8 protein-coding genes are annotated in these 13014 nt (G+C 62.9%); 4 read left to right on the forward strand and 4 right to left on the reverse strand.

The window, feature by feature from the left end; genetic code table 11:
- Nucleotides 1-213 precede the first annotated feature (213 nt).
- On the forward strand, nt 214-1428 hold the full coding sequence (locus tag AACH55_RS20395) for a branched-chain amino acid ABC transporter substrate-binding protein (RefSeq protein ID WP_338716446.1): 1215 nt from the start codon (nt 214-216) through the stop codon (nt 1426-1428).
- Between the two features lie 105 nt (nt 1429-1533).
- Here AACH55_RS20395 and ssb read toward each other — a convergent pair whose 3' ends face one another.
- Both ssb and AACH55_RS20405 read right to left on the reverse strand, forming a co-directional pair.
- Nucleotides 1534-2058 (reverse strand): single-stranded DNA-binding protein, encoded by a 525-nt coding sequence (gene ssb / locus AACH55_RS20400; RefSeq protein ID WP_338716447.1) that lies wholly within the window; start codon nt 2056-2058, stop codon nt 1534-1536.
- 18 nt (nt 2059-2076) lie between these two features.
- Nucleotides 2077-3318, reverse strand: coding sequence for an MFS transporter (locus tag AACH55_RS20405; protein WP_338716448.1), 1242 nt, complete (start codon nt 3316-3318; stop codon nt 2077-2079).
- 557 nt (nt 3319-3875) lie between these two features.
- Here AACH55_RS20405 and AACH55_RS20410 point away from each other — a divergent pair.
- A complete protein-coding gene (locus AACH55_RS20410; protein ID WP_338716449.1) occupies nt 3876-5630 on the forward strand; it encodes a glycosyl transferase in 1755 nt (584 codons plus the stop codon).
- 97 nt (nt 5631-5727) lie between these two features.
- On the opposite strand, the gene AACH55_RS20415 is transcribed toward AACH55_RS20410, so the two are convergent.
- Nucleotides 5728-7194 carry an IS1182 family transposase gene (locus AACH55_RS20415; protein WP_338716201.1) on the reverse strand — a complete coding sequence of 489 codons (1467 nt, stop codon included), beginning with the start codon at nt 7192-7194 and terminating at the stop codon, nt 5728-5730.
- Nucleotides 7195-7528: 334 nt separating this feature from the next.
- On the opposite strand from AACH55_RS20415, the gene uvrA reads away from it, so the two are divergent.
- Together uvrA and AACH55_RS20425 are read left to right on the forward strand one after the other, a co-directional pair.
- Complete coding sequence (uvrA, locus tag AACH55_RS20420) at nt 7529-10387, forward strand: excinuclease ABC subunit UvrA (protein ID WP_338716450.1); 2859 nt, start codon at nt 7529-7531, stop codon at nt 10385-10387.
- A 169-nt stretch (nt 10388-10556) separates the two neighbouring features.
- The gene (locus AACH55_RS20425; protein WP_338716451.1) at nt 10557-11324 is read left to right on the forward strand and encodes a phytanoyl-CoA dioxygenase family protein; all 768 of its coding nucleotides are present in this window, start codon (nt 10557-10559) and stop codon (nt 11322-11324) included.
- On the opposite strand, the gene AACH55_RS20430 is transcribed toward AACH55_RS20425, so the two are convergent.
- Entirely contained in the window at nt 11252-12928 is a 1677-nt protein-coding gene (locus tag AACH55_RS20430; protein WP_338720372.1) for a methyl-accepting chemotaxis protein, read from the reverse strand. The genes AACH55_RS20425 and AACH55_RS20430 overlap by 73 nt on opposite strands.
- Nucleotides 12929-13014: the final 86 nt, after the last annotated feature.

Raw genomic sequence — 13014 nt, forward strand, 5'->3', positions numbered from 1 at the left:
TACTGATGAGCTAATCCGTTTTTTCAGGAAAAAGACAAGGATTTTCCTGATTGACGGTATTTTTCTGAAGAAGTGGGAGAAGCTGGCGTTGTGCAGGGGAGCGCCAGACCGGCGCAGAGCGCATCAGAAGCCCCTGACGGGCGCCTTGTGCCGCCGTTGTGGCTGCTTCATCGGAACAAGGGTGTATATTTTGACCAGTCAATGTGAACATCCATGCAAGACCATCACAAGATCACGGGCGGCTGCAGCTCAAGCCGGGTCAAGGGGGATGACATGTGGAGCGCCACCATCATGCGGGCGGTCTGGATCGCCACATTGCTGCTGTGGACGATGGCACCGGCCAGGTCGGAGGACAGCCGGCAGGTGACGCTGGGCCTGAGCGCATGGCTGACGCAACCCATCGTGCAAAGTGCCTGGCGTGGCGCGGAGCTGGCCGTCGAGGATGGCAACGCCCTGGCTGCGCGGAAGAAGTCTTCGTATCGTTTCCGCCTGCTGGCCCAGGATGACCAGGGAACGGCCAATTTCGGCGTGAACGTGGCACGTTACTTCATCAAGGAAAAAGTCGCCGGAGTCATCGGCCCCTGGAGCAGCGACGCCGCCATGGCCACGGCAGAACTCTACGAAGCGGCCCGCATTCCGCAGATATCCTTTACGGCCGGCACCAGCCAGTGGACCAGCCAGGGCAACCGCATGCCCTTCCGGGTGGTGGGCGGGACGGCCGATGTGGGCGCGGTGCTGGCCCAGGTGTCGGCCGCCACCCTCAAGGGCAAACGGGTCTTCATCATTCACAATGACTCGGCCTACAGCAATGCGCTCACCGATGAGCTCGCCGCGCACCTGATCAAGCATCCGGGACTGAGCGCCACACGCTATCTGGTCGGCCGCCGCAGCACCGACTTCAATGCGGCGGTCAAGGCCGCGACCCAGTATCAGGCCGATGTGCTCGTGTTCCTTGCGTTGTTTCCGCAGGCGTCAGCCTTCGTGGAGGAAGTGCGCCGTACCGGGCTGGATGCCAAACTGCTGCTGGTGGGCGGCGCCAGCAGCCTGTCGTTCGGCGAGGGCGAACTGCCGCAGGCCCATGTGCTGGAGTACGAACTGGCGCGCGAGCACTGTCCGCGCTGGAAAGCCTTCACCCAGGCCTACGTGCGACGCTATAACGCCGCGCCCAGTCCCTATTCCTACTATGCGTATGACGCTACCAGCATGATGATCGCCGCCATTGAGCAAGCCGGTTCGACCGACGGCGAAAAGATTGCGGCAACCTTGCACCGCATGCGCCATGCGGGCCTGAGCGGGCCGATCAGTTTCACGGCCAGCGGCGCCAACGCGGCGCCGCGCTTCCGGCTGTATCAGTATCACGCCAAGGGGCAATGGCGGCAGGTGGGCGTCTTTCCGCCGGGGGCGGGGCAGAACGAGAAATGCCTATGAGGTGACGGGCTGGCCGGCGATCAGGCCACTTCAAAACAAAAAACCCTCGCTTCGTGCTGAAGCGAGGGTTTTGCATGTCTGACGCGAGACGGGGTCTTGCAGACTTCAAAAGGGAATATCGTCGTCCATGTCCGAGAAGTTCGGGGCCGGGCGCTGCGCCGGCTGCTGGCGCGGAGCAGCACCACCGGCTGCACCGCCACCGGCACTCTGGCGCGGCGCGCCGCCGCCGTAGCTGCCGCCACCACCGCCACCATAACCGCCTTCGTCCATGCCGCCACCACCGCCGCCGGCGCCCTGACGGCCGCCCAGCATCTGCATGGTGTCAGCGATGATTTCGGTGGTGTAGCGTTCGACGCCTTCCTTGTCCTGCCACTTGCGGGTCTGCAGGCGGCCTTCGACGTAGATCTGCGAGCCCTTCTTCAGGTACTGGCCGGCGATTTCAGCGAGCTTGCGGTAGAAGGTGATGCGATGCCATTCGGTGAGCTCCTTCTTTTCGCCAGTGTTCTTGTCCTTCCAGCTTTCGGTCGTGGCGACGGCGATGTTGGTGACGGCTTCGCCGTTGGGCATGTAGCGTGTTTCCGGATCGCGCCCGAGATTGCCGACGATGATGACTTTGTTGACCGATGCCATTGTTTCTCCTGAATACGTTTAGGCTGTTGCACCCGCCGCCTGCGCAGAGCGGCGCGGCAGGTTTTTCATGTTAGCCGCGATTATAAGCCAGGTCAGGGTGAGCACGGCTGACAAGAGAAACACGGCGGAATTCCCCACATTTTGTTTGAGCCAGCCGCCCAGGGCGCCCCCGCACGACAGTCCCAGCGCCTGCAAGGTGTTGTACACCCCGAGCGCCGCACCCTTGGCCGCCGGCGGTGCGATGCGGGAGACCAGCGAGGGCTGGGCCGCTTCCAGGATGTTGAAGGCGACAAAGAACAGGAACAGCAGCCCCACCAGCATCCATACCTTGGCCAGCGGATGCGACAGCACCGCCCAGAAGCCCAGCTGCACCACCAGCATCAGGCTGATGGCAGCGATGAAGACCGGCTTCATGCGGCCATATTTCTCGGCCACGAAGATGGGCGGCAGCATCAGCACGAAGGAAGCCAGTACCACCGGCAGGTAGATCTTCCAGTGTTCGCCCAGCGGGATACCGGCCAGCTGCACCAGCGCCGCCGGCACCACCATGAACATGGCCACCTGGGTCAGGTGCAGCGTGAAGACGCCGAAGTTGAGGCGCAGCAGCTCAGCATGGCGCAAGACCTCGGAGAGCGACACGCGGCGTGCCTGCACCATCGGTGCAGCCGGGACCACCCAGAGCACCACCGCAATGGCGATCAGCGAAAGCACGCCGGTCAGGCCAAAGATGCCGCCCATGCCGATGGACTTGTAGAGCAGTGGCGAAGCCACCATCGAGACGGCAAAGGTCACGCCGATGGAGGCCCCCACCATGGCCATGGCCTTGGTGCGGTGCTCTTCCCGCGTGGAGTCGGCGATGAAGGCGGTAATGGCCGCCGAGATCGCGCCCGATCCCTGCAGCGCCCGGCCGATCAGCAGCCACAGCACGCTCTGGGCGCCGGCGGCGACGAAGGAGCCCAGCGCAAAGAGCAGCAGGCCGATGACGATGATGCGCTTGCGGCCGTAACGGTCGGAGGCGATCCCGTAGGGAATCTGCCCGCAGGCCTGTGCCAGGCCATAGATACCCAGGGCAATGCCGACCAGGGTGTCGCTGTCGCCGCCCGGCAGGCTGTGCGCATGCACCGCGAACACCGGCAGTACCAGGAACAGGCCCAGCATGCGCAGGGAAAAAATGGAGGCAAGGGAAACGCTGGCGCGCACCTCGGCGCGCGACATGCCGGATTTTTCAGGCTGTGCGATGGAACGGGTGTGGTGGGACATACGATTCGTGGCTGGCGTTGGCGGCTGCCTGGCCAGTGATGCACTGATGCAAACCCGGCCAGGGCAAAAGCCGTATGGTAACAGGATAGTCCGGCCGACCGGCAGGCCAGGCCCGGCAATACGATGCCATCCCGGAGGATTGACGCGCTTCCATGTCCTGCATCAAGCCCCGCGCCCTGCCCAAGCGCACCTGGCGTGGCGCGAATGACGCGAATATTGACAAACCCACCCCAAATCTTCACAAGATCGCTGACAAATCTGTCATATTAGACACACATTGTGCCAAAATATCGCATTGCTCCGTTTTTCTGCAGTGCTCATAACAGGTGCCGCTTCCCTCACCGGAAGTTTTAGCCCGGCAACAATCTTCGCCAAGAAAAATAAGGCAATCACGCGTAATGGGGGAGAAAACCCGGACGCAGAGGATGGCGAACAGGCTAGGCGGTGCCACGCATGGGGCGGCACGCTGGTTGGCGTGCGCAACCTCGATATCCCCTGGTTTTCCATTTTTGTTTGTTGCGCGGGCAGCGCAGGCTGCTCGCATCCGTATATTCAGCATGTTCCTATTTGATTCGCTCACCGAAGGCAAGCCGAGCACTTCCCGATCTGCGCCCCCGACCTCGACGGCCGGCGAGCGCGCCCTGCCCGCGCGGCTGGCCTGGCTGCTGCTGGTCCTGGCCGGCGCAGCATGGCTGCTGCCGGGCATCTTCGGTCATGGTCCCTGGAAGCAGGATGAAACCTACACCTTCGGCATGATCCATCACATGCTGGTCTCCGGCGAGTACCTGGTGCCCACCAATGCCGGCCAGCCTTTCATGGAAAAGCCGCCGCTGTATTACTGGACGGCCGTGCTGCTGGCCAAACTGGCCTACCCGCTGCTGCCGTATCACGAGGGCGCCCGCCTGGCCAGCGTGTTCTACAACCTGGTCACGCTGGTGTTCGTCGCCAGGATCGCCAAGATGATGTGGGGCGAGCGCAGCCTGATGAGCCTGCCGGTGCTGGCGACCCTGGCGCTGTTCGCCGGTTCGCCGGGCATGGTCAAGCATGCCCATGACATGTTCACCGACGTCGCGCTGGTCACCGGCGGAGCCATGGCCACCTACGGCCTGCTGGCCATCGCCCTGAATGAGGAGCGCCGCACGCCCGCGTGGAGCGCCGCCTTCTGGTTCGGCCTGGGCGTGGGCATTACCGAGATGACCAAGGGCCTGTTCGTGCCGCTGACCTTTGCTGCCACGGCGATGGCCATGGGCATGATGGTGCCGGCCTGCCGCTCGCGTTCTTACTGGAAGATGGTCGGTGCCGCAGTGCTGGTCTCGCTGCCCTTCTTCGTGATCTGGCCGGCGCTGCTGGCCCAGCATTCCATGCCGCTGTTCATGGAATGGTTCTGGGACAACAACGTGGGCCGCTTCTTCGGTTTCTCGGTCAAGAAGCTGGGCTCGGACAACGACCACACCGTGATCCTGCGCGCACTGACCGGCTTCGCCCTGCCGGGCTCGATGCTGGCCGTGCTGGCGCTGGCCAGCGGCGACTGGCGCCGGCCGGGCGCCCCCAAGGTGGCGCTGCCACTGGCCTTTGGCGCCATCAGCCTGGCCGTGCTGCAAAGCTCGGCCACGGCACGCCAGCTCTATCTGCTGCCGGTGCTGCTGCCGCTGGTGATGCTGGGCGCGCGTGCGTTGCCGCGCCTGCCCGCAGCGGCCCACCTGGCCTGGGACTGGTTCTCGCGCCTGGGCTTTGGCGCACTGGCCATCGGCATCTGGGCCACCTACATCGTCTCGACCTCGCCGGCCGACCAGCACGAGTCCATCGCCTTCATGGGCAAGTGGCTGCCGCTGAGCTTCGTGACGCCCATCCAGCCACTGGCCGTGCTGGCCGCCGGTGCCATGAGCATTCTGTGGATCGTCTCGCTGGGCCTGCTGCACCGGGCGGGCTCGTGGCGCGGCGCGTTCTCCTGGTTTGGCGGGATCACCCTGATGTGGGGCCTGGCCTTCACGCTGCTGCTGCCCTGGGCGGACTACGGCAAGAGTTATGAATATGTCTACGCCGACCTCAAGGCCAAGATCGGCCCGGCCTGGCAAGAAGGTGATTGCATGGCCAGCCAGGCGCTGGGCGAATCGGAAGCGCCGATGCTGTACTACTACACCGGCATCCTGCACCAGCCCGTGGATGATGCCGCCCAGACCCAATGCCGCTGGCTGATCCAGGAGATGCCGGATGCCGGCAAGCGCCCGCACGGTCTCTGGACGCTGTTCTGGGAAGGCCGGCGGGATGGCGACGAAGGCCAGTTGCTCAAAGTCTACCAGCGCGCCGGCTGAACTCGGCGTCCTGAACAGGCAATCACTCCGAAGCCGGCCATGGGCCGGCTTCAGGTTGATGACGAACCCCGTGTTTTCGAACACGGGGTTTTGTTTTTCAGGCGCAGGTAATTTGCAGATGGTCGATGGCGCAGAAGCCAAGCAATGCGCTCATTTTTCTCTGTAGCCACTTTTGTACGCTGGCATAGGCGTTCAAGCCCGGTAAAAGCGCGCGCAAGCGCGCCACCAGCAGGGCAATCTTCTTCATGTTCTGGGCCGCCGCCGCCAACAAGCACTGCTCGGCGACCTTGCGCAAGCCGCGCATGCGGGCATAGCGATGTCCGTGCAATTGCTTGGCGTCGGCGAAGCTGCGTTCTACCGTTTCCTTGCGTCGGGCATAGATGCGCTTGCCCCATTCGGTACGACGCCGATCATCCACCTTCTCCTTGGAACGCTCCCACACATGGCGCGTCACCACCTTGACCGCATTGGCGCTATTGGTGCATTGCTCGCGTACCTTGCAGCCCCGGCATTGTTCAGGCTTGGATTTGTATTCCCGATACCCCTGCCGATTGGTGGTGCTGTAGTGCAAGGGCTGGCCCTGCGGGCAGATGTATTCGTCACGGTAGGCGTCGTACTCATACTCCCTTTTAAAGAATGTCCCCGGCTTGTGGTTGGGCGTGCGGTAGCCCATCACGCCGCTGATCTCGCGATTCTCCAGTCCCTGGCAGACGGCCGGTGTGAAATAGCCAGCATCCAGGCCAACGGCCTGCACATCAAATCCGAACGTCTGGCGCTGACGATCCAGGCGTGCCAGATAAGGTTGACTGTCATGGACTGAGGCGGGCGTGACATGGGTATCGGTAATGATGCAATGCTTGGCATCGACGGTGCGGTGATCCAGGTAGAAGAAGCCCTTGGGCTTGTCGTCGCGCACCATGTAGCCGCTCTCGGGATCGGTGCGACTAACCTTGATCTCTTTGGTGGGCGGCTCATCATCATCGTCACGTTTGAGCGGCTTCTTGCCATGCTCGGCACGGTCGATATCCACAGCCGCATCCAGTTCGGCCAGATAGGCCGAGGGTGTCTGGGCAACTTGAACGTAGTCGAACTTGTTCTTGTTGGCGTTGGCCTTGAGGTGGGTGCTGTCGCTGTAGAGCACACGGCCATCGACCATGCCGCGTCCAATGGCCTGGCGCACGATCTCGTCGAAGATGTCTTGATAGACGGTGGTATCAATGAAGCGGCGGCGCCGGTTCTGGGAGAAGGTGGAGGAGTCCGGCACCTTGTCGGTCAGACGGAATCCGGCAAACCAGCGATAGGCCACGTTGACCTGGACCTCGCGGATGAGCTGGCGCTCGCTGCGGATACCGAAGAGGTAGCCGATGAACAAGAGCTTGAAGAGTACCACCGGGTCCAGTGCCGGGCGGCCATTGTCGGCGCAATACAGATGCGCCACCTTCTCGCGGATGAACTCGAAATCCACCGCCGCGTCGATCTTGCGCAGCAGGTGGTCCTTGGGCACGAGCATCTCGATGGTCACCATCTCTAACTCGTGCTGGGCGGCTGTCGGTTTTTTGAGCATGACCGATTAAACAACAAAGCCTTGGCTCTCGCCAGGGCTTTGTCATCAATCTGAAGCCGGCCATGGGCCGGCTTTTTGCTTCTCTGGCCGCGCCGGAAACTTCACTTCACCAGGTCCGGACGTGCGGTTTCCTGCGTCATTTGCGGTGCAAGTCCATGGCTTTTTTCACTGCCGCGCTTTCAATCCGGGCGCCCATGCCCACCTGGGTGATCTGCTGCTGCAGCCCCGCCTGCCGGCCATTCGCAGTCCTGTTATAGTTACATGTTGTCCCATCGCTGCTCCGCGCACGGCGTCATTGCACGCGGGGGCAGGCAACCCCTAGCTGAAGGCATCCATGGAAGAAATTCGCATTCGCGGCGCGCGCACGCACAATCTCAAGAATATCAACCTAGACCTCCCCCGCAACAAGCTCATCGTCATCACCGGCCTGTCCGGTTCGGGCAAGTCGTCGCTGGCCTTCGATACGCTGTATGCCGAGGGCCAGCGCCGCTACGTGGAGTCGCTGTCGGCCTATGCGCGGCAGTTCCTGCAGCTGATGGAAAAGCCTGATGTCGACATGATCGAGGGCCTCTCCCCGGCCATCTCCATCGAGCAGAAGGCGACCTCGCACAACCCGCGCTCCACCGTGGGCACGGTCACCGAGATCCACGATTACCTGCGCCTGCTGTACGCCCGCGTCGGCACGCCCTATTGCCCCGACCACCCCGAACATCCGCTGGAAGCGCAGTCGGTCTCGCAGATGGTCGATGCCGTGCTGGCGCTGCCGGAAGACACCAAGCTGATGATCATGGCGCCGGTGGTAGCCAACCGCAAGGGCGAGCATGCCGACCTGTTCGAGGAGATGCAGGCCCAGGGCTTCGTGCGCTTTCGCATACAGAGCGGTACCGGTACGGCCAAAGTCTATGAAGTCGACGATCTGCCCAAGCTGAAGAAGACCGAGAAGCACACCATCGACGTCGTGATCGACCGCGTGAAGGTCAAGGCGGAGATCAAGCAGCGCCTGGCCGAAAGCTTCGAGACCGCGCTGCGCCTGGCCGATGGCCGCGCCATTGCGCTGGAAATGGACAGCGGCAAGGAACACCTTTATTCCAACAAGTTCGCCTGCCCCATCTGCGGCTATTCGCTGCAGGAACTGGAGCCGCGCCTGTTTTCCTTCAACAACCCCATGGGTGCCTGCCCCGAATGCGACGGCCTGGGTCATATCGAATTCTTCGATCCCAAGCGTATCGTCGCCTTCCCCAATCTGTCCCTGGCTTCGGGTGCGATCAAGGGTTGGGATCGCCGCAACCAGTTCTACTTCCAGATGCTCACCAGCATCGCCGCCTTCTACGATTTCGATCTGGACCTGCCCTTCGAACAGCTGGACGACAAGGCCCAGCAGGTCGTGCTGTACGGCTCGGGTCGTCAGACCATTCCATTCGCCTACGTCAACGAGCGCGGCCGCACGGTGGTCAAGGAGCACACCTTCGAAGGCGTGGTCAACAACCTGCAGCGCCGCTATCGCGAAACCGATTCGATGGCGGTCAAGGAAGAACTGGCCAAGTTCATCAACGAGAAGCAGTGCCCGTCCTGCCACGGCGCCCGCCTGCGGGTGGAAGCGCGCTATGTGAAGGTGGGCGCAGGCAAGCAGCAGCGTGCCATCTACGAGGTCGCTGCCACGCCGCTGCGCGAGACCCTCTCCTTCTTCGAGACCTTGAAGCTGACCGGTGCCAAGAAGGAAATCGCCGATCGCATCATCAAGGAAATCGTCTCGCGCCTAACCTTCCTCAACAACGTCGGCCTGGACTATCTCTCGCTGGAACGCAGCGCCGATACGCTCTCGGGCGGTGAAGCCCAGCGCATCCGCCTGGCTTCGCAGATCGGCTCGGGCCTGACCGGCGTGATGTACGTACTGGATGAGCCCTCCATCGGCCTGCACCAGCGCGACAACGACCGCCTCATCGATACCCTGAAGCACCTGCGCGACATCGGCAATACCGTGCTGGTGGTGGAACACGACGAAGACGCCATCCGCACCGCCGACTACGTGGTGGACATGGGCATCGGCGCGGGGGTGCATGGTGGCGACGTGATCGCCCATGGTCCGCTGGCGGACATCCTCAAGAACAAGAGGTCGCTGACCGCCAAATACCTCAACGGCTCGCTGGAAATCGCAGTACCCAAGAAGCGTACGCCCTGCGATGAATCGCGCATGCTCACCATCACCGGTGCCAGCGGCAACAACCTGAAGAACGTCGACCTGGAATTGCCGGTCGGCCTCTTGACCTGCGTGACCGGCGTCTCCGGCTCGGGCAAGTCGACCCTGGTCAACGACACGCTGTACCTGTCAGCGGCACGCCACCTGTACGGTTCGCAAACCGAACCGGCCGAACACGAAGCCATCGGCGGACTGGAACACTTCGACAAGGTGATCGCCGTGGACCAGGCGCCCATCGGCCGCACCCCGCGCTCCAATCCGGCCACCTATACGGGCCTGTTCACGCCGATCCGCGACCTGTTTGCCACCGTGCCGATGGCCAAGGAGCGCGGCTACAGCGCCGGGCGCTTCTCCTTCAACGTCAAGGGCGGCCGCTGCGAAGCCTGCCAGGGCGATGGCGTCATCAAGGTGGAGATGCACTTCCTGCCGGACGTGTACGTGCCCTGCGACGTCTGCCACGGCAAGCGCTACAACCGCGAAACGCTGGAAGTGCAATACAAGGGCAAGAACATCACCGAGATCCTCGACATGACGGTGGAAGATGCGCATGAGTTCTTCAAACCCGTGCCGCTGATCGCCCGCAAGTTGCAGACGCTGCTGGACGTCGGCCTGGGCTACATCAAGCTGGGGCAGAGCGCGACGACGCTCTCGGGGGGCGAGGCGCAGCGCGTGAAGCTGTCGCTGGAATTGTCCAAGCGCGATACTGGCCGCACGCTCTACATCCTGGATGAACCGACCACCGGTCTGCACTTCCACGATATCGACCTGCTGCTCAAGGTGATCCACCGCCTGCGCGACCAGGGCAATACGGTCACCATCATCGAGCACAACCTGGACGTCATCAAGACGGCCGACTGGATCATCGACCTCGGCCCCGAGGGCGGTGCGGGCGGTGGCCGTATCGTGGCGGCCGGCACCCCGGAAGACGTGGCAAAGAACCCGGCCAGCGTCACCGGCAAGTACCTGGCCCCGCTGTTGAAGAAGAAAGCGAAGTAAAAAACAAGTCCGGACTTGCGCCCGCGCAAAACGATACAGAAAAACCGCCCATCTGTATCTTGCGCGGCGCCGGCCAAGGCATACAGTCATGCTCCTGGCCGCCATCCGGCGCATCATCAGGCGGTCCCGTCCTCCATGAACGGGACCGCGTGCAAACCGAAAGTCCATCATGTCGAACCCGCTGTCCCCCGCCCAGGTCGCCTTCTTCCGCGAACAGGGTTATCTGCTGTTGCCGGGCATGGTCCCTGCCGATCTGCGCGAGCGACTGCTCGCCGTCACCCGGGACCACCTGCAACGCGCCGTCGCCCCGCTGGAATACGAAGCCGAGGTCGGCTACGAAGGTGCCCCCGCCTCGCTGGAGGCCGAAGGTGGCCGTACCGCACGGCGTCTGCGCGCGGCCTGGCAGCGCGATCCGGTGTACCGCGAATGGGCCGGCGACAAGCAGCTGGTGGCGATGCTGCACCAGCTGTTCGAAGAGCCGGTCTGCCTCACCCTGGCGCATCACAATTGCGTGATGACCAAGCATCCGGCCTTTGGCACTGCCACCGGCTGGCATCGTGACATCCGGTACTGGTCCTTCCCGCGCAACGAACTCATTTCGGTCTGGCTGGCGCTGGGCGCAGAAACACCGGAGAACGGCGCGCTCAAGTTCATCCCCGGCTCGCACAAGCTCAAGCTGCAACCTGAACAGATGGATGAACTGGACTTCCTGCGTCCGGACGTGGCGGCCAACCAGGCTCTGTTCGCCCAGGGCATGGCGCTGTCACTGGCGCCGGGCGACGTGGTGCTGTTCCATAGCGGACTGTTCCATGCCGCCGGGCGTAACGAGAGTGACCAGGTGAAGTGTTCGGCCGTGTTCGCCTATCACGGCAAAAGCAACCCACCCTTGCCGGGTACCCGTTCGGCCGCATCCGAGGATGTGGCCCTGGACAGTTGAGTCGACTGTACTGGCACACCCGATATCACTGTACCGGTACGGTTCAAGGCACCGAGCTGGAACACGCTGAGTGCCTGTTCCAGTTTCTGGGTCTGCTGCTGCAGGGCCGCCGCCGAGGCGGTAGCCTGCTCGACCAGCGCGGCATTCTGCTGGGTTGAGCTGTCCATGAGCACGATGGCGCGGTCGACCTCCTGAATCCCGTTGCTCTGCTCCTGGCTGGCGGCACTGATCTCGCCGACCATATCGCTCACCTTGCGCACGCTGGCCACGACTTCTTCCATGGTCTGCCCGGCCTGGTTCACCAGGACCGTCCCCTTGCCCACCTTGTCCACCGAATCGTCGATCAGATCCTTGATCTCGCGGGCGGCCGCCGCTGCCCGCTGCGCCAGCGAGCGCACCTCGGCGGCCACCACCGCAAAGCCGCGCCCCTGTTCACCGGCCCGCGCCGCTTCCACGGCGGCATTGAGGGCGAGGATATTGGTCTGGAAGGCAATGCCGTCGATCACGCCGATGATGTCGACGATGCGCGTGGAGGAGCGATTGATGGAGTCCATAGTATCGACCACCTCGCGCACCACCTCGCCGCCTCGTGCCGCCACCTCTGAGGCTGAGGCCGCGAGCTGGTTGGCCTGACTGGCATTGTCGGCATTCTGCTTCACGGTAGAGGTGAGCTGGGCCATGGCCGATGCCGTCTGTTCCAGCGAGGTGGCCTGCTGTTCGGTGCGCGCCGACAGATCCTGGTTGCCGCTGGCGATTTCGCGCGAGGCCTGGGCAATGGTCTCGGTGCTGGCCCGCACGGTACTGACGATGTGATGCAAGCGTGCCGTCATTTCCCTCAAGGCCTGCATCACCTGGCCGGTTTCATCCTCGCTGCGTACCATCACCTCGCGGCTCAGGTCGCCCGCTGCAACCGCCTGTGCCACCTCCACTGCCTGGCCAAGCGGCTGCGAAATGGCGCGAATGAGCAGCATGGCTTCCACGATGGCCAGAAAGATCCCGGCGCCTATCGCCGCGCTGACGATGAACATGAGCTGCCGGTAATCTTCCTGCCCCTTCTCGTACAACTCCCGCCCGACACGGATCTGCAATTGCTTCAGTTGACTCAGGGTCTCCTGCGTCTGGCTCCAGATCTTGCGCATGGGGCCGCCATGGATATCGTCGGCAGTCTGGAAACTGCGCTTGCGCAAGGCCGCAACGGAAAGCTGGACGCCTTCTTCCACGAAGCGCTGGCGCAGTTTGAGAAACTTGTCCAGCAGTCCCAGTTCTTCAGGCGTGAGGTAGGTGGCCTGATAGGACTTGATGACCGGCTCGAGCGACAGCAGCGACTTTTCGATCTTGTCCAGGCGCTGGTCGATTTCATCCGGGTTCCAGCCTTCGCTGGAGTCCAGGGTAATGATGCTGTAGATGCCGTTGTTGGCCGATTCGAGCAGAGACTCGATCTGTTCCAGGTAGGCGTAGGCGACCAGACGGTCCTCGTAGAGCGAACGCATCTGTTGATTGGTGGTGCGCATGGATACCAGACCCACCGTGCCAGAACTGACCAGCATGATGGCCAGGAAGCCCATGGCCAGCATCAGGCGCACCCGAATGCTCAGGCGGTTCAGGCGGCTCAGCACGGGGAGCGACAAAGGCAGGCCGGAATGGCCTGCAGCGCGCGATTGGATTGGCTTGCTCAACATTCTCTCCCTAT

Origin of the sequence: Herbaspirillum sp. DW155, from assembly GCF_037076565.1 — a bacterium.
GTDB lineage: Bacteria > Pseudomonadota > Gammaproteobacteria > Burkholderiales > Burkholderiaceae_D > Herbaspirillum.